Source organism: Mycobacterium celatum, assembly GCF_002101595.1.
Taxonomy (GTDB): domain Bacteria; phylum Actinomycetota; class Actinomycetes; order Mycobacteriales; family Mycobacteriaceae; genus Mycobacterium; species Mycobacterium celatum.
On record NZ_LQOM01000011.1, the window covers coordinates 12,615 to 39,155 of the forward strand.

The window sequence follows — 26,541 nt, forward strand, 5'->3', positions numbered from 1 at the left end:
CGTTTTCTCCTCGCCGCACACCCCGCCGTGGCTACGATCGGGCTGTGACCGATCCCGCAAAGGGCCGGGGGGCCAAGGAGACGGGCAGCAGCGCAGAGCCGCATGTAGTCGTCTTGTTCGGTGCCACAGGCGATTTGGCGCGTCGTAAGCTGCTGCCCGGCCTTTACCATCTTTCCCGTTCTAACCTCGCTCCGGAGATCCGCATCGTCGGCACGTCGCTGGACGATCTCGACAACGACGCGTTTCGCACGCTGGCCGACAAAGCCTGCCGGGAATTCGCCAGACGCGAATCCAGCGACGAGCAGCTCGAGCAATTCACCAGGAACTTGGTCTATGTGCCCCAAGACGCGGGCCCGGAAGGCCTGGCGAAATCCGTGCGCGAGCAGCTCGAGACACTCGGCGGCAACGCGCGCCTGCTGCATTATTTGAGCGTGCCGCCGTCGGCGGCGATGGCCGTATTGGAAACGCTCTACCAGGCGGACCTGGTCGAGCATTCCCGGGTGATCATGGAGAAGCCGTTCGGCACCGATTTGGATAGCGCGCAGGAATTGAACGCGGCCATTCACAAGCGATTCGAGGAAGATCGGATCTTTCGGATCGACCATTTCCTCGGCAAGGAGCCCGCGCAGAACATCCTCGCGTTCCGCTTCGCGAACGGATTGTTCGAGCCGATCTGGAACCGGAATTTCATCGACCACATTCAGATCGACGTCCCGGAGAAGCTCACTCTCGAGGGGCGCGCGAAGTTTTACGAATCGACGGGCGCATTCCGGGACATGGTGGTGACCCACCTGTTCCAGATTCTGGCGTTCGTCGCGATGGAACCACCCACCGCGCTGGCGCCGCTGGCGATTACCGACGAGAAGAACAAGGTGTTCCGCTCGATGCGCCCACTGGACCCCAACGAGGTGGTGCGCGGGCAGTACAAAGGCTATCGGGACGAACCCGGCGTTTCGCCGGAGTCGGACACCGAGACGTTCGTCGCGCTCAAATGCGAGATCGACAACTGGCGCTGGGCGGGGGTGCCGTTCTATCTGCGCACCGGCAAGGCCATGGCGGAGGGACAACGGATCATCTCGATCGCGTTCCACGAGCCGCCGAAGAGCATGTTCCCGCCGGGATCCGGTGTGGGACAACATGGTCCGGACCACCTGACGTTCGACCTGGCCGACGTCGCGAAGATGTCGCTGTCGTTCTACGGCAAGCGACCCGGGCCGGGAATGAAGCTGGACAAACTCAGCCTGCAGTTCGCGATGCAGGAGACCGGGCACGCCGAGGAGGTGCTCGAGGCCTACGAGCGGCTGATCCTCGACGCGATGCGCGGCGACCGGACCCTGTACACCACCGCCGAGGGCATCGAGCGATTGTGGGAAGTGTCGGCGCCGTTGTTGGAGGATCCGCCGCCGGTGCGCAGCTACGACCCCGGCTCCTGGGGACCCAATGCGATCCACCAGTTGATCGCGCCCCGGGCGTGGCGGCTGCCCTTCGAGCGGGTCTGGCGCGGCAAAGACTGAAAGCTCAGTAGGCGAATTCGCCCGTGGACAACATGTCCTGCTCGGCGCGGATGATGTGCACGACGGCGTTGATCAGCGCCAGATGCGTGAACGCTTGCGGGAAGTTACCCAGGTGACGCCCCGTGCGGGTGTCGATTTCCTCGGCGTAGAGCTTGAGCGGGCTGGCGAATGCCAGCAGGCGTTCGCATAGCTGCTTGGCCCGCGTGATTTCGCCGATCTCCACCAGTGCGGACACCAGCCAGAACGAGCAGATGGTGAAGGTACCTTCCTCGCCGACAAGCCCGTCGTCGGTCTCTTCGACCTTGTACCGCAACACCAGGCCGTCGACGGTCAGTTCGTCGGCGATGGCCAGCACCGTCGCGCGAACCCGGGGATCCTCCGGCGGCAAGAAACGAAGCAACGGAATCATCAGCGCCGACGCGTCGAGGGCGGGATCACCGTAGCGCTGGGTGAACACTCCGCGTTCGTCGACGCCGTTGGCCAGCACGTCCGCCTTGATCTCGTCGGCGATGGCGCTCCACTTCGTGGCGTATTCCTTCTCGTTGTGCATCGCGGCCAACTTCGCGCCGCGGTCGAGCGCGGCCCAGCAGAACACCTTGGAGGACACGAAGTGCTGCGGTTCGCCGCGCACCTCCCAGATCCCGCGGTCGGGCAGTCGCCAGTTTTCGATCGCTTCTTCGACCTGTCTTTTCAGGATCGGCCACAAGCGTTCCGGCACGTGCGCGCGGGGCCGCACATGCAGATACACCGAGTCGAGCATGGTGCCCCAGACGTCGTGCTGGCGCTGGTTGTAGGCGCCGTTGCCGATCCGCACCGGGCGCGCGCCGTCGTACCCGGACAGGTGCGGAAGCTCCTCTTCGGTGAGCGTTTTCTCCCCGCCCACGCCGTACATCACCTGCAGCGTCTGCGCGTTGCCGTCCTCGTCGACCGCGGCGTCGGACAGGAAATGGAAAAAGTTGTTGGCTTCCCGGTCCAGGCCGAGCGAATGCAAACCCCACAGGGCGAACGTGGAGTCGCGCACCCAGGCGTAACGGTAGTCCCAATTGCGAACGCCGCCAGGGGTTTCCGGCAGCGACGTGGTCGACGCGGCCATCAGCGCACCGGTGGGCGCATACGTCAGGCCCTTCAACGCCAGCGCACTCTGCTGCAGGTAACCGCGCCACGGATGGTCCGGGAACTTGCCGATGGTGATCCACTGCCGCCAGCATTCGGAGGTCTGCCACATCTTCTTGGCGGCCTCCTCCTGGGTTCGCGGCGCCGGCAGCGGCGACCACGACAGCGCGACGAAGGCCTCGTCGCCCTCGACCATCCGGGTGCGGGCGTTGGCTTCGGGACCTTCGATGCCGAGCCGCAGGTTGGTGGTGAGCTTGAGCGTGGGATAGGAATCGGCGTCGCCGCCGGCACAGGTCGCCGTCGCCTCCTCGTAGACCTGTCCGGTGTAGGCCCACTTGGCTTCGCTGGTGTGGTAGCCGAATGCCGGTTCGCAGCTCACCTCGACTTCGACCGTGCCGCTGACGCACTTGATCACCCGCAGCAGGATGTGCTCGGCGTCCCAGTCGGTCGGCGCGCGCCGATGCGTCTTGGAGCGCTTGTCGGTGTTGTGCCAGGCGCCCATCACCAGCGCGTCGTGGACGGTCAGCCAACCGGTTTCGGTCTGCCACGTCGTCTCCACGATCAATCCGCCGGGCCGGTACACCCGCAGCGACGGGACGTTCTGGCCGTACGGGCCGACCCGGAAATGGCCGGCGCTGCGGTCGAGGATCGCGCCGAAGACACTCGGCGAGTCGGGCCGCGGCAGGCACATCCATTCCACCGCGCCGTTCGGTGCGATCAGACAGGTGTTTTCACAATCGGACAGGAACGCGTACTCGTCGATCGGCGGGAACGGACTGCGCGTCGACATGGCGACGTCGAGTGCGCCCGGCTCGTCGGCGATGCGGGCCACGATGCGTTTCTTGTCGGCCTTCGGGTGCTTCGAAGCTTGCTTGGTGGTGCTCCCCATCTGCACATCATCGCCCGTCGTGCCCGGCCTGTCTGCCGATTCGTACGTCTGACCTGCACAGATTGTTGGGCACAGGTCTATTAGCGCCAGGGCAGGTCGCTGTTGTCTCCGCGCCAGCGCGACGGCGGGATCATCGGCGCGCCAAGCAGTCCGGACGCCTCGACATGTTCGAGGGCGGCGTCGAGATGCCGGCGCATCCGGTGTTCGGCGCGACGCGGGTCGTGGTCACTGATCGCTTTGGCGATCGCGCGATGTGATCTGGCGGCCTCGTCGCGGTCGAATTGAGTGATGTCCTGCTCGACGGCGGCCCACCTGACAGCCTGCTCGACGGCGGCCAAAACCGTTGTCAGCAAAGGATTTCCGCTTGCGCGCACCAGAAGCTCGTGGAATTCGTGATAACCGGTGCCGTCCGGGGCGATACCGCGGTCGGCGACGGCGGCGAGCGCGGCCCGTTCGTCGGGGGAGGCGTGCGCGGCGACGTGTGCCGCGGCGGCCGGCTCGAGCATCTTATGTCGCACCGCACTGCAGCGAGACCCTGCAGCATCCGACCGAGCTGTGGGATGCCCTGGTCGCTGGCGGATTCGTCGGGGTGAACCTGCCCGAGGAATACGGCGGCGGTGGAATGGGCCTGTCCGCCATGAACGTCGTCGCCGAGGAGGCCGCCGCCGCGGGCTGCCCGCAGATCATGCTGATGATCTCGCCGGGCATCGTCGGCAGCCTGCTGGCCCGCCACGCCACCCATGAGCAGAAGCAGCAGTGGCTGGCGCCGATGGCCGCCGGAACACTCAAGATCGCGTTCGCGATCACCGAACCCGACGCCAGCTCGAACTCGCATCAGCTCACCACCACCGCGCGCCGCGACAAGTACTACATCAGCGGGCAGAAGACGTTCATCACCGCCGCCGACCGGGCCGACGCCCTGCTCGTCGTCGCCCGGACCGGCACCGACTCGCGCGGCCGCGCGCAGCTGTCGCCACTGCTGGTCGACCGTGACACTCTCGGCATCGACATGCACCGCATCCCAATGACTTTCGAGATCACCGACAAGTCGTTCACGGTGTTCTTCGACAACGTGGCCGCCCCGGCGGACCGGCTGGTCCTCGGCGAGGGCAACGGGCTGCGCGTCGCGTTCGACGGGATGAACCCAGAACGGGTGATCATCGCCGCGATCTGCAACGGCGTCGGCCGCTACGCGCTGGACAAGGCGGTCACCTACGCCCGCGAACGACAGGTGCGGCAGGTGCCGATCGGTGCGCATCAGGGCGTCGCACATCCGTTGGCCGAAGCCAAGATTGCGCTGGAGTCGGCCCGGCTGATGACCCGCCACGCCGCCGAGAGCTACGACGCCGGAACCGACGCGGGCGAGGCCAGCAACATGGCCAAGTTCCTTGCCGCGGACGCGGCCATCCGCTGTGTCGACCAGGCCATCGAGGTGCACGGCGGCAGTGGCTTCACCCGCGAGGTCGCGCTGGCGAGCATGTACGAGTTCGTCCGCCTGTTCAAGACCGTGCCGATCACCCGGGAGATGATCCTCAACCACATCGCCCGGCACAGCCTCGGACTACCGAAGTCGTACTGAGCAGGGCGGTGCGAAACAGAAGCCAGGGTTGCAACTTTCGCGGATCAACGGCCCTGGCGTCCGTTTCGCGGATCTAGAGTGGTGCCATGTTCTGGCTGTGCAGGACCTGTGGTGTCGAGCACGACAAGCAACCGAATGTCTGCGCGATCTGCGCCGACGAACGCCAATGGGTGCCCGCAGAAGGTCAGCAGTGGGCGACGCTCGAAGAGTTGGCCGCCGAGGGTATGCGCTCCGAGATCACGGTGATCGAGGACGGTCTTGTCGGCATCGGCAGCTCGCCCGCGTTGGGTATCGGGCAAGTGGGAAAGCTGGTGTGCACCAACGGCGGCAACGTGCTGTGGGATCCGCCGAATTTTCTCGACGACGCCGCGATCACCGCGGTAGCCGAGCGCGGCCCGCTCGTCGGGATCGTCGCCAGCCATCCGCACATGTATGGCGCGCAAGTGGAATGGAGTCACCGGCTCGGCGGTGTGCCGGTGTACGTCAACGCCGCCGACGCCCAATGGGTGATGCGCCCCGACCCCGTGATCCGGCAATGGTCGGACATGCTGGAGCTGACGCCCTCGCTGTCGGTGGTACGCGTCGGCGGACACTTCCCGGGCAGCGCGGTGGCGTGCTGGAGCGACGGCGCCGACGGCCGCGGCGTGCTGCTGGTCGGCGACACCGTGTTTCCCAATCCGGACCGACGCACGGTCGGCTTCCTGCGCAGCTACCCCAACCGGTTGCCGCTGTCGGCGGCGGTGGTGCTGCGGATCGCCGACACGCTGGCGGAGCTGCGGTTCGACCGCATCTACGGCCTGTTCACCAACTCGATCGACAGCGACGGCCAGGCCTCGGTCCGGCGCTCGGCGGCCCGGCACGCCGCCTGGGTCCGCGGCGAATACGACTATCTCACCTGACCGTCGGAGGGGCGTCGAACGTGCAGCCAGGGCGGCGACACGCCGATGGGGTCCGCCCTGAGTGCACGCTCGAGCGCCGCAATCCCGGAACACCACGGCGGCCCGCCACGTTGGGCACAAGGTGACTACTCGAGACCTGACCGCTGAACAGTTCAACGACACGATCAACGGCAACGACATCGTCCTTGTCGACTTCTGGGCGTCCTGGTGCGGACCGTGCCGGGCGTTTGCGCCGACGTTCGCGGCGTCGTCGGAGAAACACCCCGACGTCGTCTTCGCCAAGGTCGACACCGAGGCCGAGCAGCAGCTCGCCGCGGCCGCCGACATCCGGTCCATCCCCACCCTGATGGCCTTCAAGAAGGGCAAGCTGGTGTTCAACCAGCCCGGCGCGCTGCCGCCGGCCGCGCTGGAAGAACTGGTGCAAAAGGTGAAGGACTTCGACATCGACGCCGCGATCGCGGCGCAGGAGGGCGAGCCCGAGAGCTGACCCGTTACGTTCAGCGGGTGAGCTATGTACTCGTCGAACATCCGCGGCCGTCGGTCGCGCTGATTACTCTCAACCGGCCGGAGCGGATGAACTCCATGGCGTTCGACGTCATGGTTCCGCTCAAAGCGGCCCTGCAAGAGATCACCTACGACAACTCGGTGCGAGTGGTCGTGCTGACCGGGGCCGGCCGGGGTTTCTCGTCGGGCGCCGACCACAAATCGGCGGGGGACGTGCCGCACGTCCAGGGATTGACCCGGCCCACTTACGCGCTGCGCTCGATGGAGATTCTCGACGACGTCATCCTCGCGCTGCGGCGCTTGCATCAGCCGGTGATCGCCGCCGTCAACGGCGCTGCGATCGGCGGCGGCCTGTGCTTGGCACTGGCCTGCGACATCCGGATTGCGTCGACGGGCGCCTACTTCCGGGCCGCGGGCATCAACAACGGGCTGACAGCCAGCGAACTAGGGCTGAGCTACCTGCTGCCGCGCGCGATCGGCTCGTCGCGGGCGTTCGAGCTCATGCTCACCGGGCGCGACGTCGACGCCGAGGAAGCCGAGCGGATTGGCCTGGTGTCGCGCCGGGTTCCCGACGACCAGCTGCTCGACACCTGTTACGCGATGGCCGAGCGGATCGCGGCGTTCTCCCGGCCGGGAATCGAGTTGACCAAACGCACACTATGGACTGGACTGGACGCCGCTAGCCTGGAAGGGCACATGCAGGCCGAAGGCCTGGGACAGCTATTTGTTCGTCTGCTCACCGCCAACTTCGAGGAAGCGGTCGCCGCGCGCGCAGAGAAACGCGCGCCGGTGTTCACCGACGACCAGCCGTAACCAGCCGTCCGGCGACGATGCAGAGCGCGGAGCGCGATGAGGAGAAGCCGGACAACTTAACAAGGAGAGTGACCGTGATCACGGCAACGGACCTCGAGGTCCGCGCTGGCGCGCGCACACTGCTCTCTCTCAATGCGGGGCAAGCCCCCGGCGCGGCCCTGCGGATTCAGCCCGGCGATCGCATCGGGCTGGTTGGCCGCAACGGCGCCGGCAAGACGACGACGCTGCGCATCCTCGCAGGCGAAGCCGAGCCTTATGCCGGGTCGGTGACCCGCACCGGCGAGATCGGTTATCTGCCGCAGGATCCCAAGGAGGGCGACCTCGACGTGCTGGCCCGCGACCGGGTGCTCTCGGCCCGCGGGCTGGACACGCTGCTCACCGATCTGGAAAAGCAGCAGGCGCTGATGGCCGAGGTCGCCGACGACGACGCGCGCGACCGCGCGGTGCGCCGCTACGGCCAGCTCGAGGAGCGGTTCGCCGCGCTCGGCGGCTACGGCGCCGAAAGCGAGGCGGGCCGGATCTGCGCGAGTCTCGGTTTGCCCGAGCGGGTTTTGACCCAGCCGCTGCGCACCTTGTCGGGCGGGCAACGCCGCCGGGTCGAGCTCGCGCGCATCCTGTTCGCCGCCTCCGACACCGGGGCCGGATCCGACACGACGCTTCTACTCGACGAGCCCACCAACCACCTCGACGCCGATTCGCTGGGCTGGCTGCGGGATTTCCTGCGCGCCCACACCGGCGGTCTGGTGGTGATCAGCCACAACGTCGACCTACTGGCCGACGTCGTCAACCGGGTGTGGTTCCTCGACGCCGTGCGCGGTGAGGTCGACGTCTACAACATGGGTTGGCAGAAGTATCTCGACGCCCGCGCCACCGACGAGCAGCGCCGCCGCCGCGAACGCGCCAACGCCGAACGCAAGGCCACCGCGTTGCGCGCTCAGGCGGCCAAACTGGGCGCCAAAGCCACCAAAGCCGTTGCAGCGCAGAACATGCTGCGGCGCGCCGATCGGATGATGGCCGCGCTTGACGAAGAGCGGGTGGCCGACAAGGTGGCCCGGATCAAATTTCCGACGCCCGCGGCGTGCGGGCGCACACCGCTGGTCGCCAGCGGCTTGACCAAAACCTACGGATCCCTTGAGGTGTTCACCGGCGTCGATCTGGCCATCGACCGCGGCTCGCGGGTGGTGGTGCTCGGACTGAACGGCGCCGGCAAGACGACGCTGCTGCGGCTGCTGGCCGGCGTGGAGCAACCCGACGCCGGAGCGCTGGAACCCGGACATGGTTTGAAAATCGGCTATTTCGCGCAGGAGCACGACACGCTCGACGACGCCGCGACGGTGTGGCAGAACATCCGCCACGCCGCACCCGACGCCGGCGAGCAGGATCTGCGTGGGCTGCTCGGCGCGTTCATGTTCAGCGGTGAGCAGCTCGACCAGTTGGCGGGCACGCTGTCCGGTGGCGAAAAGACGCGGCTGGCGCTGGCCGGTCTGGTGGCGTCCGCGGCGAACGTCTTGCTGCTCGACGAACCTACCAACAATCTCGACCCCGCGTCTCGCGAGCAGGTGCTCGACGCGCTGCGCAGCTATCGCGGCGCGGTGGTACTGGTGACCCACGACCCCGGCGCGGCCGAGGCGCTCGACCCGCAACGCGTCGTGCTGCTGCCGGACGGCACCGAGGACCACTGGTCCGACGAGTACCACGATCTCATCGAGTTGGCCTGACAGCGATTTCGCGAAATCGGTCCGACGCCGACGGTCACTTCCTAGGCTTAGCCGGGAGGGGTTCGGTTCCCAGTGAAGCGGGGAGGCGCCGATGAGGAAATCGAAGAAACCGCGCGAACAATTGTTGGCCGAGTTGCGCCATGCATACGAGGGCGGAGCCAGCATCCGCAAGCTGGTGGCGTCCACCGGCAGATCGTACGGGTCGATCCACAGCATGCTTCGCGAATCGGGAACGTCGATGCGTAGCCGGGGCGGGCCCAACCACCGAACCCGCACAGCCCGGTAGTCGGGTTGCCAACTACCGTTGGCGCACCGAACCTTCGACGAGATCGAGGACGGCGGTAAGGCGTTGCGGGTCTTCGCCGGACGCCAGCCTGGCCACCAGCCCGTCGAGCACTAGGTCCAGGTAGCACTGCAGCACGTCGCTGGGGACGTCGTCGCGCAGCCGCCCCGCCTGCTTCTGCCGGCGTAGCCGATCCGTCGTCGCCGCCGCGAGTTCCGCCGAGCGCTCGGTCCACCCGCGGCTAAATGCGGGATCGTTCCGCAGCTTGCGGGCGATTTCCAAACGCGTGACGAGCCAATCGAACTGGTCGGGAGCGGCGAGCAAGTCGCGCATCACCTGGATCAGGCCCTCTCGCGACGCGACAGCTGCCATCCGCTCCGCATCCTCGCGGGCCAGCTCGAAGAACAGCGTGTCCTTGTCGCGGAAGTGGTGGAAGATCGCGCCGCGTGACAGGCCGATGGCCTGTTCGAGTCGCCGCACCGTCGCCTTGTCGTAGCCGTACTCGGCGAAGCAGCGGCGGGCGCCGTCGAGGATTTGACGGCGTCGGGCCGCCAGATGGTCCTGGCTGACCTTCGGCACCGGCGCCCTAGGACTTCAGCATGTTGCGCAGCACGTACTGCAGGATGCCGCCGTTGCGGTAGTAGTCCGCCTCACCGGGCGTGTCGATGCGCACCACCGCGTCGAACTCGACCGGCTTACCGCCGTCTTTTGACGCCTTGACGCGCACCGTCTTCGGCGTCTTGCCCTCGTTGAGCGCTTCGATACCGGTGATGTCGAACACCTCGGTGCCGTCGAGCCCGAGCGACTCGGCGGACTTGCCCTCGGGGAACTGCAACGGGATCACGCCCATGCCGATCAGGTTGGACCGGTGGATGCGCTCGAACGACTCGGCGATCACCGCCCGCACGCCCAGCAGCATCGTGCCCTTGGCCGCCCAGTCCCGCGACGAGCCCGACCCGTACTCCTTACCGCCCAGCACTACCAGCGGAATGTTTTGCGCCGCATAGTGTTGCGCGGCGTCGTAGATGAACGCCTGCGGAGCGCCCTCCTCGGTGAAGTCGCGGGTGTACCCGCCGGCCACGTCGTCGAGTAGCAGGTTGCGCAACCGGATGTTGGCGAACGTGCCGCGGATCATCACCTCGTGGTTGCCGCGGCGTGAGCCGTAGGAGTTGTAGTCCTTGCGCGCCACCCCGTGCTCGTCGAGGTACTGCGCCGCCGGGGTGCCCGGCTTGATGCTGCCGGCAGGCGAGATGTGGTCGGTGGTCACCGAGTCGCCCAGCAGTGCGAGCACCCGCGCGCCGGTGATGTCGCTGACCGGTTGCGGCTCGGCGGACATCCCCTCGAAGTACGGCGGTTTGCGCACATACGTCGAATCCGGGGCCCACTCAAAGGTGTTGCCGCTCGGGGTCGGCAGGTTGCGCCACCGCTCGTCGCCCTTGAACACGTCGGCGTAGTTCTTGGTGAACATCTCGGAGTTGATCGCCGACGCGATAGTGTCGGACACGTCCTTCTGCGACGGCCAGATGTCACGGAGGAACACCTCGTTGCCGTCTTTGTCTGTACCCAACGGCTGCGAGTCGAAGTCGAAGTCCATGGTGCCGGCCAGCGCGTAGGCGACCACCAGCGGCGGCGATGCCAGGTAGTTCATCTTCACGTCCGGGTTGATCCGGCCCTCGAAGTTGCGGTTGCCCGACAGCACGGCGGCGACCGAAAGGTCGTTGTCGTTGATCACTTTCGAGATCTCCTCGGGCAGCGGGCCCGAGTTGCCGATGCACGTGGTGCAGCCGTAGCCGACCAGGTAGAAGCCGAGCTTCTCCAGATACGGCCACAGCCCGGCCTTTTCGTAGTAGTCGTGCACCACCTGCGAGCCGGGCGCCATCGTGGTCTTCACCCACGGCTTGGAGGTCAGCCCCTTCTCCACGGCGTTGCGCGCCAGCAGCGCCGCGCCCAGCATCACCTCCGGGTTGGAGGTGTTGGTGCACGACGTGACCGCGGCGATCACCACCGCCCCGTGGTCGAGCACGAATTCGCCGAGTTCCTTGGACTTGACCGGCACCGGGTTGCTGGTCCGGCCCTTCGAGTGCGCGGCGGCGGAATGCACATGGTCGTCGGCGTGGCCGTTGGACACCTGACCCGGATCGCTGGCCGGGAACGTCTCGTCGACCACCTCGTCGAGCTTGGAGTACTCCTTCTTCTGCGGGTCGTCGCCGACGTAATTCGGAAGTGTCTGGCGGAACGCCGCTTTCGCGTCGGAGAGCGCGATTCGGTCCTGCGGACGCTTCGGCCCGGCGATCGAGGGCACCACATCGGACAGGTTCAGCTCGAGGTATTCGGAGAACGCCGGCTCGTGCGCCGGGTCGTGCCACAGGCCCTGTTCCTTGGCGTAGGCCTCGACCAGCGCCAGCTGCTTCTCGTCGCGACCGGTGAACCGCAGATAGTCGATGGTCTCCTGGTCGATCGGGAAAATCGCTGCGGTCGAACCGAATTCGGGGCTCATGTTGCCCAGCGTGGCGCGGTTGGCCAGCGGTACCTCGGCCACGCCTTCGCCGTAGAACTCGACGAACTTGCCGACCACGCCGTGCTTGCGCAGCATCTCGGTGACCGTGAGCACGACGTCGGTGGCCGTCACACCGGGCTGGATCTCACCGGTCAGCTTGAACCCGACCACCCGCGGAATCAGCATCGACACCGGCTGGCCCAGCATGGCGGCCTCGGCCTCGATACCGCCTACGCCCCAACCCAATACGCCCAGACCGTTGACCATCGTGGTGTGCGAGTCCGTGCCCACACAGGTGTCCGGATAGGCCACCCCGGCCCGCTCCATCACCACGCTGGCCAGGTACTCGATGTTGACCTGGTGCACGATCCCGGTTCCCGGCGGCACCACCTTGAAGTCGGAGAAGGCGCCCTGCCCCCAGCGCAGGAACTGGTAGCGCTCGGCGTTGCGCTGGTACTCGATCTCGACGTTGCGCTCGAACGCGTCGGCGCGGCCGAACAGGTCCGCGATCACCGAGTGGTCGATCACCAGGTCGGCCGGGGCCAGCGGGTTGACCTTCTCGGGATTGCCGCCCAACTCGGCGACGGCCTCGCGCATGGTGGCCAGGTCGACGATGCAGGGCACCCCGGTGAAGTCCTGCATCACCACCCGGGCAGGCGTGTACTGGATCTCGATGCTGGGCTCCGCCTTGGGATCCCAGTCGGCGATGGCCGCAATGTGGTCCTTGGTGATGTTGCTGCCGTCCTCGTTACGCAGCAGGTTTTCGGCCAGGACCTTCAGACTGTAGGGGAGCCTCTCGGTGCCGGGCACCGCGTCGAGGCGATAGATCGCATAACTGTCCTCGCCGACTTTCAAGGTGTTGCGGGCCTCGAACGAATTCACCGAATCCTTGTTGCTCACATCAACTCCCGAGATTTAGTTCATCGGCGACCAGTCGCCGCGCACGGCTACGCCGCGCTTGCGATCGCCGCTCGTTGCTTCCGCCGACGGGCCGTGCCGGCGGTTGGTGCCACTTTAACAGTACGCTTGTCCTGCATTCCGCCGCCCGCCCATGCGCCTCAGTCTTGTCCTGTTGCCACCGTGCTGTCAGGCGATCAGGGGAGGCGGTACGGTCTTGATCCGTGACCACCCCGCACGCGCCGTCCTACATTCCGGGCGAGATCTGCGGCACCGTCGGCCTCGATCCGTCCACCCCTCCCGATCAGTGCCTGGCGTTGGTCCGGGCACAGGTCGACTTCGAAGGGATCAGCGCGCCGCCGGATGTCGCACCGGGATTACTCCAGGTGGTCAACCAGGCCCGCGCCGACGGCATCGACCTCAAGATCGTGGTGCTCGACCACAACCCGCCCAACGACCCGCCGCTGCGCGATGTCGCCACCGTGGTGGGGTCGGACCATCCCGACGCCACCGTCCTGGTCCTCAGCCCGTCGTACGTCGGCTCTTACAGCACGCATTTCCCGCGGTCCACGCTGGAGATCGGCGAAGACAACGCCAAGACCGGCAATCCGGTGGTGTCGGCGCAGAATTTCCTGCACCAGCTGACCACCCCGCAGTTTCCCTGGACAGCCTTCACAATCGTGCTGCTGATCGTGGTGCTGGCGGCCGCTGTCGGCACTCGGATCCTGCAATTGCGGGCCAGGCGCTCAGCAACGCCGACGGAAGAGCCTGAGGCGGACAAAGAGGACGCCGAACAGGGCAGCTAGCTCCCTGTATGTAGCAATGCAGCGCGGCTACCGCGCGGGAATCTCACTTGGTGGCAAACTGTTCAGGTCACCATTGGGTCACAATCATTTCAATTACACATCTGTAATTCGTTACTAAAGTTTCAATAGAGACTGGTGTGACTTACGGTGCAAGTGATGCTTCCGTTCTGCCCGTGCTTCCAGTGACATCTGGGGCCGACGCCACCGTCCGCGTTGAGCCATAGGAGACTAATGAGACGCTTCCGCCGCGGCTCGCTTTCTCGTTTGGCCGCCTGCCTGTGTGTGCTGATGGTGGTGTGCACGCCGGGGCTGGCGATGGCGGACCCGGGGGCGGACACGCTGGGCGCGCTGATCGCCGACGTCGCGAAGGCGAACCAGCGCCTGGAGGACCTCAGCGCCGCAATCAAGGCCGAACAGGAAAGCGTCAACAAGGCGCTGGTCGACGTGGAAACCGCGCGCGACAACGTCGCCGCCGCGCAGCACGACGTCGAAGTCAGCCAGCAGGGTGTCAAGGAGGCCAACGCGGCGATCGCCGCTGCCCAGCAGCGATTCGACAGGTTCGCGGCGGCCACCTACATGAGCGGCCCGTCGGACAGCTACCTGACCGCCGCCGGCCCGGACGACATCATTGCCACCGCCACCGCGGGCAAGACGCTGTCCGCCAGCTCGCAGCGAGTGATGGAGAACCTCCAGCGCGCCCGCACCGAGCAGGTGAACAAGGAGTCGGCGGCGCGGTTGGCCAAGCAGAAAGCCGACAACGCCGCCGCCGAGGCGCAGGCCAGCCAGGACGCGGCGGTGGCGGCGCTCACCAACGCGCACCGCACGTTCGCCGAACAGCAGCAAGAGGTCAACCGCCTGGGCGCCGAGCGCGACGCGGCCCGGGCCAGACTTGACGCCGCCCGCAGTTGGTCGGCGCCGGGGGGCGGAACCGGCACCGGCCCGCGGGCGGCGTCTTCCCCTGGGGACCGCTGGGATCCCGGCGCCCCGGGGGCGGCGTCGACCCGGCCCCACAACCCCGGGCAGTGGGACGGCGAGTGGGATCCCACGCTGCCGGCGGTGCCCAGCGCCAACGTCCCCGGTGACCCCATCGCCGTCATCAACACGATCCTCGGCATTTCGGCGACGTCGTCGCAGGTCACCGCCAACATGGGGAAGAAATTCCTGCAGCAGATGGGCATCCTCAAGCCCGACGACACCGGCATCACCAACGGCCGGATCCCGCGCGTTTACGGACGGCAGGCCTCCGAGTACGTGATCCGCCGCGGCCTGTCGCAATTGGGCGTGCCGTACTCCTGGGGCGGTGGGAACGCGGCGGGACCGAGCCGCGGAATCGGCTCCGGATCCGACACCGTCGGCTTCGATTGCTCCGGGCTGGTGCTGTATTCCTTTGCCGGCGTGGGCATCAAACTGCCGCACTACTCGGGCTCGCAGTACAACCTCGGCCGCAAGATCCCGTCGTCGCAGATGCGCCGCGGCGACGTCATCTTCTACGGGCCGGGCGGCAGCCAGCACGTGACGATCTACCTCGGCGACGGCCAGATGCTCGAGGCGCCGGATGTCGGTCTGAAGGTCCGGGTCGCGCCGGTTCGCACCAGCGGTATGACGCCCTACGTGGTCCGTTACATCGAGTACTGACCGTGAAAGGGCCTATGCTGCACAAGGTTTCGCGTCTCATCGGGATGACACTGGCGGTGATCGGGCTGCTGCTCGGTCTGGCCGGGCCGGCCGCTGCCGAGGACGGCGCCTGGGACCCGACGCTGCCCCCGGTGATCAGCGCCGGCGCGCCGGGGGACCCGGTCGCCATCGCCAATGCCTCGCTGAACGCCACCGCCCAGGCCACCCAGACCACGATGGACCTGGGGCGGCAGTTCCTCGGGGGGCTCGGGATCAACCTGGGCGGCAACACCAACACCACCCCGGGCAGGATTCCGCGGGTCTATGGCCGCCAGGCCGTCGAATATGTGATCCGCCGGGCGTCGTCGCAGATGGGGGTGCCGTATTCGTGGGGTGGCGGCACCCCCAACGGGCCCAGCAAGGGCGTGGATTCCGGCGCCGACACCGTCGGCTTCGACTGCTCGGGCCTGATGCGCTACGCCTTCGCCGGGGTCGGCGTGCTGATCCCGCGGTTTTCCGGTGACCAGTACAACGCCGGCCGGCACGTCCCGCCATCGCAGGCCAAGCGCGGCGACCTGATCTTCTATGGCCCGGGCGGCGGCCAGCACGTCACGATGTATCTGGGCAACGGTCAGATGCTGGAAGCCTCCAGCATCGCCGGGAAGGTCACCGTCAGCCCGGTGCGCACGCCCGGGATGACGCCGTTTGTCACCCGGATCATCGAGTACTGACTCGCCGGGCGCCGCCCACGTCGACGGAATCCGGGCGGCCTGGAATAGTTGGACGAGGGCACGCCGCTGCCCCGGCGACGTTCGTCGTGCGAGCAGTCGCGTGTGGAGAGCTGTAGCAGGCTTGAGCCAGTAGGAGAGCATCGATGACATCAGCAGGTGGCGCCAGCGGGTACCCCGGCCCGGGCGGGCCAACGACGACCCCGGCGCACTCGTCGTCGGACGGTGGCAACGGACTGGCCGCCGAGGTGCACACTCTGGAACGGGCCATCTTCGAGGTCAAGCGGATCATCGTCGGCCAGGACCAGCTCGTCGAGCGGATGCTGGTCGGCCTGCTGTCCAAGGGCCACGTGCTGCTCGAGGGCGTGCCCGGTGTGGCCAAGACCCTGGCGGTGGAGACATTCGCCCGGGTGGTCGGCGGCACGTTCGCCCGCATCCAGTTCACCCCCGACCTGGTGCCCACCGACATCATCGGTACCCGCATCTACCGGCAGGGCAAGGAGGAGTTCGACACCGAACTCGGCCCGGTGGTGGTCAACTTCCTGCTGGCCGACGAGATCAACCGCGCGCCGGCCAAGGTGCAGTCGGCGCTGCTGGAGGTCATGCAGGAACGCCACGTCTCGATCGGCGGCAAGACCTTCCCGCTGCCCAACCCGTTCCTGGTGATGGCGACCCAGAACCCGATCGAGCACGAGGGGGTCTACCCGCTGCCGGAAGCGCAGCGCGACCGCTTCTTGTTCAAGATCAACGTCGGCTACCCCTCCCCGGAGGAGGAGCGCGAGATCATCTACCGGATGGGTGTGCGGCCGCCGGAGCCCAAGCAGATCCTGGCCACCGGTGACCTGGTGCGGCTGCAGGAGATCGCGGCCAACAACTTCGTGCATCACGCGCTGGTCGACTATGTGGTTCGCGTCGTCACCGCCACCCGCCACCCCGAGCAACTCGGGATGAACGACGTCAAGAGCTGGATCGCGTTCGGCGCCTCCCCGCGCGCGTCGCTGGGCATCATCGCGGCCTCCCGGTCGCTGGCGCTGGTGCGTGGCCGCGACTACGTCATCCCCCAAGACGTCATCGAGGTCATTCCCGACGTGCTGCGGCACCGGCTGGTGCTCACTTACGACGCGCTGGCCGACGAGATCTCGCCGGAGATCGTGATCAACCGGGTCCTGCAGACGGTCGCCATGCCGCAAGTGAATGCCGTTCCGCAGCAAGGACATTCGGCGCCTCCGGTGATGCAGGGTGCGACGGCGGCGGCTAGCGGTCGGTGACTGAATCCAAGACGCCGGCGGTGGTCCATCCGCCGTCGATGCAGCGCGGTGAGATCGGCGACCCGAAGTTGTCGGCGGCGCTGCGTACGCTCGAGCTGACCATCAAACGCAAGCTGGACGGCCTCCTGCACGGCGACCATCTGGGCCTGATCCCGGGTCCGGGCTCGGAGCCGGGGGAGTCGCGCGAGTATGTGCCCGGTGACGACGTGCGCCGGATGGACTGGGCGGTCACCGCGCGCACCACCCACCCGCATGTCCGGCAGATGATCGCCGACCGGGAACTCGAGACCTGGTTGGTGGTCGACATGTCGGCCAGCCTGGACTTCGGCACCAGCGTCTGCGAAAAACGCGACCTGGCGGTGGCGGCCGCCGCCGCGATCACCTTCCTCAACAGCGGCGGCGGCAACCGGCTCGGCGCGCTGATCGACAACGGGGCGCAGACCATCCGGGTACCGGCCCGGTCCGGACGCCAGCATGAGCAGACCTTGTTGCGTGCCATCGCCACCGCACCCAAGGCGCCGGTCGGGGTGCGCGGAAATTTGGCGGCGTCCATCGACGCGCTGCGCAGGCCGGAGCGTCGCCGCGGGATGGCCGTGATCATCAGCGATTTCCTCGGGCCGATCAACTGGCAGCGTCCGTTGCGCGCGATCGCCGCCCGCCACGAGGTGCTGGGCATCGAAGTGCTCGACCCGCGCGACGTCGAGCTGCCGGACGTCGGCGACGTCATCCTGCAGGACGCCGAATCCGGTGTCACCCGGGAGTTCACCATCGACGAGCAGCTGCGCGACGACTTCGGCAAAGCGGCGGCCGCTCATCGCGCCGACGTGAAGCGCACGTTCCGCAGCTGCGGGGCGCCGCTGATGTCGCTGCGCACCGACCGCGACTGGATCGGTGACATCGTCCGCTTTGTCGAATCCCGCAGGCGCGGCGCATTGGCGGGGCGCCAATGAGTGTGCCGTTGCTCGGCCCGATGACGCTCACCGGGTTCGCTCACGCGTGGTGGTTTCTGTTCTTCCTGGTCGTTCTCGGCATCGTCGCGCTCTACATCATCGCGCAGGTGGCCCGGCAGCGGCGGATGCTGCGGTTCGCCAACATGGAACTGCTGGAAAGCGTCGCACCCAAGCAGCCCACCCGCTGGCGGCACCTGGCCGCGATCCTGTTGGTGACGTCGCTGGTGCTGCTGACCATCGCGATGGCCGGGCCGACCCATGATGTGCGGATTCCACGCAACCGCGCGGTGGTGATGTTGGTGATCGACGTGTCGCAGTCGATGCGGGCCACCGACGTCGAACCCAACCGGATGGTGGCCGCGCAGGTGGCCGCCAAGGAGTTCGCCGGCGAGCTGACGCCCGGTATCAACCTGGGCCTGATCGCTTACGCGGGTACTGCGACGGTGCTGGTGCAGCCGACCACCAACCGGGAAGCGACCAAGGCCGCGCTGGACAAGCTGCAGTTCGCCGACCGCACCGCCACCGGCGAGGGCATTTTCACCGCGTTGCAGGCCATCGCCACCGTCGGCGCGGTGATCGGCGGCGGCGACACTCCACCGCCGGCGCGCATCGTGTTGTTCTCCGACGGCAAGGAGACGGTGCCGACCAACCCGGACAATCCCAAGGGCGCGTTCACCGCCGCGCGGACCGCCAAAGACCAGGGGGTGCCGATCTCGACGATTTCGTTCGGCACCCCGTACGGCTTTGTCGACATCAACGGCCAGCGTCAGCCGGTGCCGGTCGACGACACGACGATGAAGAAGGTCGCCGAACTCTCCGGCGGCAACAACTACAGCGCCTCGAACCTGCAGCAGCTCAAAGAGGTGTACGCGACGCTGCAGCAGCAGATCGGCTACGAGACCATCCGCGGCGACGCCAGCGTCGGCTGGTTGCGGCTCGGCTCGCTGATCCTGGCGCTGGCCGCTCTGGCGGCAGTGCTGATCAACCGCCGCCTGCCCACTTAGGGCCGCCGTGGCCAATAGTGGCCGCTCGGCGATGCGATAGGTTGTCCGGGTGACTGACCCAGCCACTGAACTCGCCGCCAGCTACGGCAAACCCGCATTCGTATCCCGGTCGGTACTGGTGACAGGCGGAAACCGGGGGATAGGGCTCGCGATCGCGCGGCGGCTGGCCGCCGACGGCCACAAGGTGGCCGTCACACACCGGGGATCCGGGGCGCCCGAGGGTTTGTTCGGCGTCCTGTGTGACGTCACCGACAACGACGCCGTCGACCGCGCCTACAAAGAGATCGAGGAGCACCAGGGACCGGTCGAGGTGCTGGTGTCCAACGCCGGTCTTGCCGCGGACGCATTCCTCATGCGGATGACCGAAGAGAAGTTCCAGAAGGTCATCGACGCCAACCTCACCGGGGCGTTCCGGGTGGCTCAGCGGGCATCGCGCAGCATGCAGCGAAAGCGGTTCGGCCGGATGATCTTCATCGGCTCGGTCTCGGGTACCTGGGGCATCGGCAACCAGGCCAACTACGCGGCCTCCAAGGCCGGGTTGATCGGCATGGCCCGCTCGATCGCGCGCGAGCTGTCGAAGGCCAACGTGACCGCGAATGTGGTGGCGCCGGGCTACATCGACACCGACATGACGCGCGCGCTGGACGAGCGAATCCAGGCGGGGGCACTGGAATTCATCCCGGCGAAGCGGGTTGGCACCGCCCAAGAGGTCGCCGGTGTGGTCAGCTTCCTGGCCTCCGAGGATGCCTCCTACATCTCAGGCGCGGTGATCCCGGTCGACGGCGGCATGGGTATGGGCCACTAAGGCACTGCGGCCCAACAACTTTCGCATACTCAAAGGACGGACATGGCAGGACTGCTCGAAGGCAAACGGATTCTGGTCGCCGGGATCATCACCGACGCGTCGATCGCGTTCCACATCGCCCGGGTCGCCCAGGAACAGGGCGCGCAACTGGTCTGCACCGGATTCGACCGGCTGCGGCTGATCGAGCGCATCCTGGACCGGCTGCCGCACAAGCCGCCGCTGCTGGAGCTCGACGTGCAAAACGAAAAGCACCTCGACACGCTGGCCGACCGGGTCATCGAGGTGATCGGCGAGGGCAACAAACTCGACGGCGTGGTGCATTCGATCGGTTTCATGCCACCGAGCGGCATGGGCATCAATCCGTTCTTCGACGCGCCCTACGAGGATGTCTCCAAAGGCATTCACATCTCGGCGTATTCGTACGCGTCGCTGGCCAAGGCGCTGCTGCCGATCATGAATCGCGGCGGCGCGATCGTCGGCATGGACTTCGACCCGACTCGCGCGATGCCGGCCTACAACTGGATGACGGTGGCCAAGAGCGCGCTGGAGTCGGTGAACCGGTTCGTGGCACGCGAAGCCGGCCCGTACGGGGTGCGATCCAACCTTGTTGCCGCCGGGCCGATCCGGACGCTGGCGATGAGCGCAATTGTCGGTGGCGCGCTCGGTGAGGAAGCGGGCAAGCAGATGGAGCTGCTCGAGCAGGGCTGGGACCAGCGCGCGCCGATCGGCTGGGACATGAAGGACGCCACTCCGGTCGCCAAGACGGTGTGCGCGGTGCTGTCCGACTGGCTGCCGGCCACTACCGGGGACATCATCTACGCTGACGGTGGGGCGCACAATCAGTTGCTCTGATGGACTTTGACGCGGTCCTGCTGCTGTCCTTCGGCGGCCCCGAAGGCCCGGAGCAGGTGCGGCCGTTCCTGGAGAACGTCACTCGCGGCCGCGGTGTGCCGCCGGAACGCCTCGACGAGGTCGCCGAGCACTACCTGCATTTCGGCGGGGTGTCGCCCATCAACGGGATCAACCGCGCACTGGTCGCCGAACTGCAGGCTGAACTCGGGGGCAGCCTGCCGGTCTACTTCGGCAACCGAAACTGGGAACCCTACGTTGAGGACGTCGTCGTGACCATGCGCGACAACGGGATTCGGCGCGCGGCGGTGTTCACCACGTCGGCGTGGAGCGGCTATTCCAGCTGCACCCAATACGTCGAGGACATCGCCCGGGCCCGTCGCCAAGCCGGTGACGCTGCGCCGGAATTGGTCAAGTTGCGGCCCTATTTCGATCATCCGCTGTTCGTGGAGATGTTCGCCGACGCGGTCGCAGCGGCCGCACAGACCGTGCCGACGGGTGCCCGGCTGGTGTTTACCGCGCACTCCATCCCGGTGGCAGCAGACGAGCGTTGCGGGCCCCGGCTGTACAGCAGCCAGGTCGCGTATGCCGCGAGACTGGTGGCCTCGGCCGTCGGATATTCCGACTATGATCTGGTGTGGCAGTCGCGGTCGGGCCCGCCGCAGGTGCCATGGCTGGAACCCGATGTCGCCGAACATCTTTCGACGCTGACAGGCGCGGTCATCGTGTGTCCGATCGGTTTTGTCGCCGACCACATCGAGGTGGTGTGGGACCTCGACCACGAGCTGCGATCGCAGGCCGCGCAAGCGGGGATCGCGTTCGCGCGGGCCGCCACACCCAACGCCGACCGCCGATTCGCCCGGCTTGCCGTCGATTTGATCGACGAACTACGTGAGGGCCGCGAGCCGGCTCGGGTGGTCGGAGCAGACCCGGTGCCGGGCTGTGGTGCCAGCATCAACGGCGCGCCGTGCGCGCCGCCACACTGCGTCGCCGAATGGTCGTCGCCGGCCGGCTTCAGCCACGCCAGGCCGACTGCAGAATCGCACTGACAGCGGCCATCCGAGCAGAGCGCACCACGGCAGCCAGCGGCCGCAGCGCATTGCTGGCGATCTGGGCCTCCGACAACGACTGTGCCGCAATCGGTGTCAGCCCGGCGCTGACCGTGATGATCGCGTCGACGTGCGCGGCGGTTTCCAGCACCCGTACCGCGCGGGTGGGCGCATGGTCGGGAATCCGGTGGTACCGCATGGATTCCAGCAGCTGCTCGACGAGTCCGCGCGGATCGTCGACGTCGGCGCCGGAGAAGCCGACCCCGACCGCGCTGAGCACTTCTGCCGCCGACCGTACTGCTGACCGTAGTTCGTATTCGGCTTCGCCAAGCTGATGCGCCTCGACCGCGGCCGCGCCCGGCAGCGAGTAGACCGTCCATGACAACGCGGTCAATTCCGGTACGGCGGTGTCGTCGCGGTCGTCGTACATGAAATCGGGGACCAGTCCCACGGCCACGCCGGAATCGTGCGGATCGGCTACCAGCACCGCCTCGCCGGCGGCCAGCGCCTCGTGCTCGAACCGGGTGCCCGCTGCAAGGCCGCGGACGTCGCCGGGTACCGGCAACACCAGGCTGACCGAGGGCGCGGCGATCCCCGACCTGCTGGCGGCGGTTCGCAGGGTCTGCAGCAGCGACACCGCACCTGCGTCATCGACATCGGGCCACGGCAGGCCGGTGTGACCGGCGGCTACCGCATCGTAGGCGGTGACCGATTGCGTTGGGGCCCAACATGATAACGCATCAAGGACGTCGTCGGGGGCGGCCTGGCCGGCGAGCCAGGCGTTGGCCCATACCGAGAGCGTTGCGCTGGGGCACCACATGAATTCGCAGTGTAGTTGTTCGGCGCGATCGAGGCGGATCACGCGATATCCTGACGGCATGCCCGCCGCCCTGATCTGGCTGATCGTCGCGCTGGGTCTTGCCGGTGCGGAGGCGCTGACCGGCGATATGTTCTTGCTGATGCTGGGTGGCGGCGCACTGGCCGCCGCGGGCAGCAGTTGGCTGCTGAATTTGCCCATCTGGGCCGACGGCGCGGTTTTCCTGATGGTTTCGGTGTTGCTGCTGGTGCTGGTCCGGCCCGCACTGCGGCGACGGCTGACGCCGGCGGCGGGTGCGCGGACCGGTGTGCAGGCATTGGAAGGCAAGAACGCACTGGTCCTCGACCGCGTCGCCCGCGACGAGGGTCAGGTCAAGTTGGACGGCCAAATCTGGACCGCGCGCCCGCTCAACGACAGCGACGTCTACCAGCCCGGTGAGCTGGTGACGGTCATGCACATCGACGGTGCCACCGCGGTGGTGTGGAAGAACGTCTAGATAGAGGAGTTCATGATGCAAGGTGCCGCCGCCGGTCTGGTGTTCCTGGCCGTTTTGGTGATCTTCGCCGCCATCGTGGTGGCGAAATCGATTGCGCTGATCCCGCAGGCGGAGGCGGCGGTGATCGAACGGCTGGGCCGCTACAGCCGTACGGTCAGCGGGCAGCTGACCCTGCTGGTGCCGTTCATCGACCGCATCCGGGCCCGGGTGGATCTGCGCGAGCGGGTGGTGTCGTTCCCGCCGCAGCCGGTGATCACCGAGGACAACCTGACGCTGAACATCGACACCGTGGTCTACTTCCAGGTCACCAACCCGCAGGCCGCGGTGTACGAGATCAGCAACTACATCGTCGGCGTCGAGCAGCTGACCACCACCACACTGCGCAACGTGGTCGGCGGTATGACGCTGGAACAGACGTTGACCTCACGCGAGGTGATCAACCGGCAGCTGCGCGGCGTGCTGGACGAAGCCACCGGCCGCTGGGGGCTGCGGGTGGCCCGCGTCGAGCTGCGCAGCATCGACCCGCCGCCGTCGATCCAGGCGTCGATGGAAAAGCAGATGAAGGCCGACCGGGAGAAGCGGGCGATGATCCTGACCGCCGAAGGCCAGCGGGAGGCGGCCATCAAAGAGGCCGAGGGACGAAAGCAGGCGGAAATCCTTACCGCCGAAGGCGCCAAGCAGGCCGCGATCCTGGCAGCCGAGGCCGAGCGACAGTCGCGGATGTTGCGTGCGCAAGGTGAACGGGCCGCGGCCTATCTGCAGGCGCAGGGGCAGGCGAAGGCGATCGAGAAGACGTTCGCCGCAATCAAGGCGGGCCGGCCGACTCCGGAGCTGCTGGCCTACCAGTATCTGCAGGTGCTGCCGAAGATGGCCCAGGGTCAAGCCAACAAGGTCTGGGTGGTGCCCAGCGACTTCGGCTCGGCCTTACAGGGTTTCACCAAACTACTGGGCGCGCCCGGCGAGGACGGGGTGTTCCGGTATCAGCCGTCGCCGGTCGACCAAGACCTACCCAAGCCCGAGGACGACAGCGACGAGGTCGCCGATTGGTTCTCCACGGAAACGGATCCCGCGATCGTGCAGGCAGTGGCCAAGGCTGAGGCCGACGCGCGCAAGCCGGTTGAGGGCGTGCTCGGCGCGCCGTCCGAGCTGACTCAATAAGGTGGTGCGGTGACTTCTCCCAAAACCTATGCGGCGCTGGCCGCTTTCCAGGCCGGTGACGCGGTGGCGTGTGCGATCCCATTGCCGTATATCGCGAAATCGCTTGATACACTGGGTGTTCCGCAGAATATCCGGTGGATTTTGCCAGTGTCCAAGGCGGCCTCGGTCATTGGGTTACTCTCAGTCGGCAGGTTTCCGGTACTGGCCCGGCTGACCACCGCAATGCTGACGCTGTATTTCGTTCTCGCTGTCGGAGCACACATCCGCGTCCGCGATCGAGTCGTCAATGCCGTTCCCGCGGCATCGTTTTTGGTGACGTATGCGGCGCTGACGGTGAAAGGCCCGGACGGCGGTTAACCGAGCCGCAGCTCGACCATCGGCAGCGGCGTATTGGTCTCGGTGATCGGACGTCCCAGCGTTTTCTCCAGCACGCCCTTGAACCCGGCCCATGCGCGGGGGTGGCGGCTGATATAGGCCGCGAGCGCCCGATCGGCCTCGTCCTGGGTGAGCACGCGCGCCGTCGCCGCCGCGGGAGCGCGGCTTCCGGTGTAGACCCGCACCTGCGGGTGGACCTGAATATTGCGGAACCACTGCGCCTTTGCGCCGAAGCCGGAGGCCACCACGTAGCGGTCAGGTGCCGGGTGATCGATGACCTCGAGCACCACATAGCGCCGCGCGCCGGACTTGCGGCCGATGTGTTCGAGCATCAGCAACCGCGACCCCAGCACAGCGCCGGCGCGCGCCTTGTAGATCCAGATCGGCGCGCGCATCAACCGCCGCGACCGCAGCAATCGTGCGGCCCCGGTTCCCAATGACATGCTGCCTCCATTTCGTGGTGTTGGGTCAACCAAGCCCGTCGCGGTAGATCGCGAAAACCTCAGCGGCCCAGCGCGCAATGCCGTCAGCCGACAGCGGATCGAAGCCGAGCAACTCGGTCAGTCGGGGACGCAGGGTGAGCACCGCCAGGTCGTTGACCATCAAGATGGCCGCTCGGACGTCGGGATCCGCGCCGGCGCTCGCGGTGCCGGCCGCGACCATGGCGTCGAGGGTGTCGCGGCTGACGCGGTGAAGCCGCTCGAACAGCGCCGATCCGGCCGGGCCGCCGCCGATCAGCATCCGGCTCAGGTATGCCGGGATCGCCGAGTCGGGCGGCAGGTGAGTGGCGAGGCCGTCGAGCATGCTGGGCACCGCAGCCGGGTCCAATCCGGAAGTGGCTGTGCTCGTGGTCATTTCGCTCAGTACCGCCTCGAGGCTTGCGACGACGTGATCGTCCACGGCTGCCACCAGGCCCTCCTTGGAGCCGTAGTGCCGGATCAGCAAGGCCGGTGACACGCGCGCGGCGGCCGCGATATCGCGCATCGTGACGGCGTCGGGGCCCCGTTCGGCGAACAGCCGCAGCGCTTCGTCGCGGATGCGGGCGCGGGCGGTGCGGTCATCCGACGGCGGTAAATGCACGTTTACTATTGTAAACGGTTGTTTAATAGATGCAAGGCATCGACTGGCGCGCAACCCTGCGGCTCACGACGAGTGCGGCGGAAGTGGTTGCGGCGGTAGCCGATAGCCCGGCGTGAACCAGTTGACTTTGCTGCGCCACGACCGGGCCGAGGCGTATGCAAAGCCCGTCGTGCCCAGGCATCCGCACAGCCACACCGGCAGAGTGACGTCGATGCCCGCCCACGCTGTTGCCATCTGAATCACGTTGGCCGCCACGCCGAATCCGGCAGAGATCAGGTAGAGATCCACGGTGGACCTCGAGCGGGGATCGTGGCGCAGAATGAGCAGCACCCGGCCCGCGTAGCTCAGCAGGTAGATGAGCAAGCTGCCCAGCACCAGCCAATAGGCCCCCAGCCAGACCGTGCTGACGTGGGCCGGGAACAGGTCGGGGTGGTAGGCCTCGTCGGCGATGACGAACACCGCAGCCAGCATCGGCACACCGAGGCGGACGGGCCTTCCGACGTGGCGGTGCAACAGTCCCTGGACTTTCTCTTCGTCGGTGAGCCGCGCCAGCGCGTGGTCGATGATGGCTGCCACCGCGACGACCAGGCACAGGTGGCCCAGCAGATCTTCGACATTCCACAGCCCCAGGATCCGATGCAGCGCCGGCCCGAAGGTCGCCGACGCCCAGGGCGACATGAGCAGCACGGCGCAGCCTTGTAGGGCGATGTTGAGGGTGGCGCCTGCCTCCCACCGTGATTGCCAGGTGTGGCGACGGATCCACAGGCTGCACACGATGGCGGCGAGGGTGGCGCTGATCAGGGCGGCCAGCATCGACTCGATACGTCCGGAATGCG

Annotated in this window: 27 protein-coding genes; 19 read left to right on the forward strand and 8 right to left on the reverse strand. The window is 67.1% G+C overall.

Annotation, left to right across the window (positions count from 1 at the left end):
* Positions 1–44: 44 nt before the first annotated feature.
* A complete protein-coding gene (gene zwf, locus AWB95_RS01480) occupies positions 45–1,514 on the forward strand; it encodes a glucose-6-phosphate dehydrogenase (protein ID WP_062538313.1) in 1,470 nt (489 codons plus the stop codon).
* Between the two features lie 4 nt (positions 1,515–1,518).
* Here zwf and AWB95_RS01485 read toward each other — a convergent pair whose 3' ends face one another.
* Positions 1,519–3,417, reverse strand: coding sequence for a glycoside hydrolase family 15 protein (locus AWB95_RS01485; RefSeq protein WP_062538328.1), 1,899 nt, complete (start codon positions 3,415–3,417; stop codon positions 1,519–1,521).
* Positions 3,418–3,596: 179 nt separating this feature from the next.
* Entirely contained in the window at positions 3,597–4,022 is a 426-nt protein-coding gene (locus tag AWB95_RS01490; protein WP_062538312.1) for a FadR/GntR family transcriptional regulator, read from the reverse strand.
* On the opposite strand from AWB95_RS01490, the gene AWB95_RS01495 reads away from it, so the two are divergent.
* The 6 genes from AWB95_RS01495 to AWB95_RS01520 all read left to right on the forward strand — a co-directional run bounded on the left by AWB95_RS01495 (position 3,998) and on the right by AWB95_RS01520 (position 9,315).
* Entirely contained in the window at positions 3,998–5,095 is a 1,098-nt protein-coding gene (locus AWB95_RS01495; protein ID WP_198157735.1) for an acyl-CoA dehydrogenase family protein, read from the forward strand. The two genes, AWB95_RS01490 and AWB95_RS01495, sit on opposite strands and share 25 nt — an antisense overlap.
* An 86-nt stretch (positions 5,096–5,181) precedes the next feature.
* Positions 5,182–5,994, forward strand: a complete 813-nt coding sequence (locus tag AWB95_RS01500; protein WP_062538310.1) for an MBL fold metallo-hydrolase — start codon at positions 5,182–5,184, stop codon at positions 5,992–5,994.
* Between the two features lie 121 nt (positions 5,995–6,115).
* Positions 6,116–6,481, forward strand: a complete 366-nt coding sequence (gene trxA / locus AWB95_RS01505; RefSeq protein WP_062538309.1) for a thioredoxin — start codon at positions 6,116–6,118, stop codon at positions 6,479–6,481.
* Positions 6,478–7,311 carry an enoyl-CoA hydratase gene (locus tag AWB95_RS01510; RefSeq protein WP_373280744.1) on the forward strand — a complete coding sequence of 278 codons (834 nt, stop codon included), beginning with the start codon at positions 6,478–6,480 and terminating at the stop codon, positions 7,309–7,311. Before trxA ends, AWB95_RS01510 begins: the two co-directional genes overlap by 4 nt.
* Before the next feature lie 74 nt (positions 7,312–7,385).
* Positions 7,386–9,029, forward strand: coding sequence for an ABC-F family ATP-binding cassette domain-containing protein (locus AWB95_RS01515; RefSeq protein WP_062538327.1), 1,644 nt, complete (start codon positions 7,386–7,388; stop codon positions 9,027–9,029).
* 91 nt (positions 9,030–9,120) lie between these two features.
* Positions 9,121–9,315 (forward strand): helix-turn-helix domain-containing protein, encoded by a 195-nt coding sequence (locus tag AWB95_RS01520; protein WP_062538307.1) that lies wholly within the window; start codon positions 9,121–9,123, stop codon positions 9,313–9,315.
* 12 nt (positions 9,316–9,327) lie between these two features.
* On the opposite strand, the gene AWB95_RS01525 is transcribed toward AWB95_RS01520, so the two are convergent.
* Entirely contained in the window at positions 9,328–9,891 is a 564-nt protein-coding gene (locus tag AWB95_RS01525) for a TetR/AcrR family transcriptional regulator (RefSeq protein WP_062538306.1), read from the reverse strand.
* 7 nt (positions 9,892–9,898) lie between these two features.
* Complete coding sequence (locus AWB95_RS01530; RefSeq protein ID WP_169714621.1) at positions 9,899–12,709, reverse strand: aconitate hydratase; 2,811 nt, start codon at positions 12,707–12,709, stop codon at positions 9,899–9,901.
* Between the two features lie 221 nt (positions 12,710–12,930).
* On the opposite strand from AWB95_RS01530, the gene AWB95_RS01535 reads away from it, so the two are divergent.
* From AWB95_RS01535 to AWB95_RS01575, 9 genes are all read left to right on the forward strand, one after another.
* On the forward strand, positions 12,931–13,512 hold the full coding sequence (locus AWB95_RS01535) for an Rv1476 family membrane protein (RefSeq protein ID WP_373280743.1): 582 nt from the start codon (positions 12,931–12,933) through the stop codon (positions 13,510–13,512).
* Between the two features lie 231 nt (positions 13,513–13,743).
* Positions 13,744–15,147, forward strand: coding sequence for an NlpC/P60 family peptidoglycan endopeptidase RipA (gene ripA, locus AWB95_RS01540; protein ID WP_085167496.1), 1,404 nt, complete (start codon positions 13,744–13,746; stop codon positions 15,145–15,147).
* Between the two features lie 14 nt (positions 15,148–15,161).
* Complete coding sequence (gene ripB, locus AWB95_RS01545; RefSeq protein WP_062540245.1) at positions 15,162–15,857, forward strand: NlpC/P60 family peptidoglycan endopeptidase RipB; 696 nt, start codon at positions 15,162–15,164, stop codon at positions 15,855–15,857.
* 143 nt (positions 15,858–16,000) lie between these two features.
* On the forward strand, positions 16,001–17,122 hold the full coding sequence (gene moxR1, locus AWB95_RS01550) for a chaperone MoxR1 (protein WP_062540246.1): 1,122 nt from the start codon (positions 16,001–16,003) through the stop codon (positions 17,120–17,122).
* Entirely contained in the window at positions 17,119–18,072 is a 954-nt protein-coding gene (locus AWB95_RS01555) for a DUF58 domain-containing protein (protein WP_062540247.1), read from the forward strand. The genes moxR1 and AWB95_RS01555 overlap by 4 nt, the downstream gene beginning before the upstream one ends.
* The gene (locus tag AWB95_RS01560) at positions 18,069–19,076 is read left to right on the forward strand and encodes a VWA domain-containing protein (RefSeq protein WP_062540248.1); all 1,008 of its coding nucleotides are present in this window, start codon (positions 18,069–18,071) and stop codon (positions 19,074–19,076) included. The genes AWB95_RS01555 and AWB95_RS01560 overlap by 4 nt, the downstream gene beginning before the upstream one ends.
* 49 nt (positions 19,077–19,125) lie before the next feature.
* The gene (gene fabG1 / locus AWB95_RS01565) at positions 19,126–19,881 is read left to right on the forward strand and encodes a 3-oxoacyl-ACP reductase FabG1 (RefSeq protein ID WP_062540249.1); all 756 of its coding nucleotides are present in this window, start codon (positions 19,126–19,128) and stop codon (positions 19,879–19,881) included.
* A 42-nt stretch (positions 19,882–19,923) separates the two neighbouring features.
* A complete protein-coding gene (gene inhA, locus AWB95_RS01570; protein WP_062540250.1) occupies positions 19,924–20,733 on the forward strand; it encodes an NADH-dependent enoyl-ACP reductase InhA in 810 nt (269 codons plus the stop codon).
* On the forward strand, positions 20,733–21,779 hold the full coding sequence (locus AWB95_RS01575) for a ferrochelatase (protein WP_062540251.1): 1,047 nt from the start codon (positions 20,733–20,735) through the stop codon (positions 21,777–21,779). Before inhA ends, AWB95_RS01575 begins: the two co-directional genes overlap by 1 nt.
* Here the strand turns inward: AWB95_RS01575 and AWB95_RS01580 are convergent.
* The gene (locus AWB95_RS01580) at positions 21,745–22,599 is read right to left on the reverse strand and encodes a hypothetical protein (RefSeq protein WP_085167532.1); all 855 of its coding nucleotides are present in this window, start codon (positions 22,597–22,599) and stop codon (positions 21,745–21,747) included. The two genes, AWB95_RS01575 and AWB95_RS01580, sit on opposite strands and share 35 nt — an antisense overlap.
* Positions 22,600–22,657: 58 nt before the next feature.
* Between AWB95_RS01580 and AWB95_RS01585 the strand changes: the two genes are divergently transcribed.
* Genes AWB95_RS01585 through AWB95_RS01595 form a run of 3 tightly spaced genes read left to right on the forward strand, consistent with a single transcriptional unit; the run spans position 22,658 to position 24,607 of the window.
* Complete coding sequence (locus AWB95_RS01585) at positions 22,658–23,092, forward strand: NfeD family protein (protein WP_062540252.1); 435 nt, start codon at positions 22,658–22,660, stop codon at positions 23,090–23,092.
* A gap of 15 nt (positions 23,093–23,107) precedes the next feature.
* Positions 23,108–24,250 (forward strand): SPFH domain-containing protein, encoded by a 1,143-nt coding sequence (locus tag AWB95_RS01590; protein WP_062540258.1) that lies wholly within the window; start codon positions 23,108–23,110, stop codon positions 24,248–24,250.
* A gap of 9 nt (positions 24,251–24,259) precedes the next feature.
* A complete protein-coding gene (locus tag AWB95_RS01595) occupies positions 24,260–24,607 on the forward strand; it encodes a DoxX family protein (protein ID WP_062540253.1) in 348 nt (115 codons plus the stop codon).
* Here the strand turns inward: AWB95_RS01595 and AWB95_RS01600 are convergent.
* From AWB95_RS01600 to AWB95_RS01610, 3 genes are all read right to left on the reverse strand, one after another.
* Positions 24,604–25,068 carry a nitroreductase family deazaflavin-dependent oxidoreductase gene (locus AWB95_RS01600; protein WP_062540254.1) on the reverse strand — a complete coding sequence of 155 codons (465 nt, stop codon included), beginning with the start codon at positions 25,066–25,068 and terminating at the stop codon, positions 24,604–24,606. The two genes, AWB95_RS01595 and AWB95_RS01600, sit on opposite strands and share 4 nt — an antisense overlap.
* A gap of 25 nt (positions 25,069–25,093) precedes the next feature.
* The gene (locus AWB95_RS01605) at positions 25,094–25,705 is read right to left on the reverse strand and encodes a TetR/AcrR family transcriptional regulator (protein ID WP_062540255.1); all 612 of its coding nucleotides are present in this window, start codon (positions 25,703–25,705) and stop codon (positions 25,094–25,096) included.
* Positions 25,706–25,768: 63 nt separating this feature from the next.
* A complete protein-coding gene (locus AWB95_RS01610) occupies positions 25,769–26,518 on the reverse strand; it encodes a hypothetical protein (protein WP_062540256.1) in 750 nt (249 codons plus the stop codon).
* Positions 26,519–26,541 lie beyond the last annotated feature (23 nt).

What these genes read in the sequence shown, in the direction of transcription:
- moxR1 (WP_062540246.1), top strand. Translation starts at nt 16,001, where the DNA reads ATGACATCAGCAGGTGGCGCCAGCGGGTACCCCGGCCCGGGCGGGCCA.
- AWB95_RS01585 (WP_062540252.1), top strand. Translation starts at nt 22,658, where the DNA reads ATGCCCGCCGCCCTGATCTGGCTGATCGTCGCGCTGGGTCTTGCCGGT.
- AWB95_RS01590 (WP_062540258.1), top strand. Translation starts at nt 23,108, where the DNA reads ATGCAAGGTGCCGCCGCCGGTCTGGTGTTCCTGGCCGTTTTGGTGATC.
- ripB (WP_062540245.1), top strand. Translation starts at nt 15,162, where the DNA reads ATGCTGCACAAGGTTTCGCGTCTCATCGGGATGACACTGGCGGTGATC.
- AWB95_RS01560 (WP_062540248.1), top strand. Translation starts at nt 18,069, where the DNA reads ATGAGTGTGCCGTTGCTCGGCCCGATGACGCTCACCGGGTTCGCTCAC.
- AWB95_RS01600 (WP_062540254.1), bottom strand. Translation starts at nt 25,068, where the DNA reads ATGTCATTGGGAACCGGGGCCGCACGATTGCTGCGGTCGCGGCGGTTG.
- AWB95_RS01520 (WP_062538307.1), top strand. Translation starts at nt 9,121, where the DNA reads ATGAGGAAATCGAAGAAACCGCGCGAACAATTGTTGGCCGAGTTGCGC.
- AWB95_RS01485 (WP_062538328.1), bottom strand. Translation starts at nt 3,417, where the DNA reads ATGTCGACGCGCAGTCCGTTCCCGCCGATCGACGAGTACGCGTTCCTG.
- AWB95_RS01490 (WP_062538312.1), bottom strand. Translation starts at nt 4,022, where the DNA reads ATGCTCGAGCCGGCCGCCGCGGCACACGTCGCCGCGCACGCCTCCCCC.
- inhA (WP_062540250.1), top strand. Translation starts at nt 19,924, where the DNA reads ATGGCAGGACTGCTCGAAGGCAAACGGATTCTGGTCGCCGGGATCATC.
- AWB95_RS01500 (WP_062538310.1), top strand. Translation starts at nt 5,182, where the DNA reads ATGTTCTGGCTGTGCAGGACCTGTGGTGTCGAGCACGACAAGCAACCG.
- AWB95_RS01580 (WP_085167532.1), bottom strand. Translation starts at nt 22,599, where the DNA reads ATGTGGTGCCCCAGCGCAACGCTCTCGGTATGGGCCAACGCCTGGCTC.
- AWB95_RS01610 (WP_062540256.1), bottom strand. Translation starts at nt 26,518, where the DNA reads ATGCTGGCCGCCCTGATCAGCGCCACCCTCGCCGCCATCGTGTGCAGC.
- ripA (WP_085167496.1), top strand. Translation starts at nt 13,744, where the DNA reads ATGAGACGCTTCCGCCGCGGCTCGCTTTCTCGTTTGGCCGCCTGCCTG.
- AWB95_RS01575 (WP_062540251.1), top strand. Translation starts at nt 20,733, where the DNA reads ATGGACTTTGACGCGGTCCTGCTGCTGTCCTTCGGCGGCCCCGAAGGC.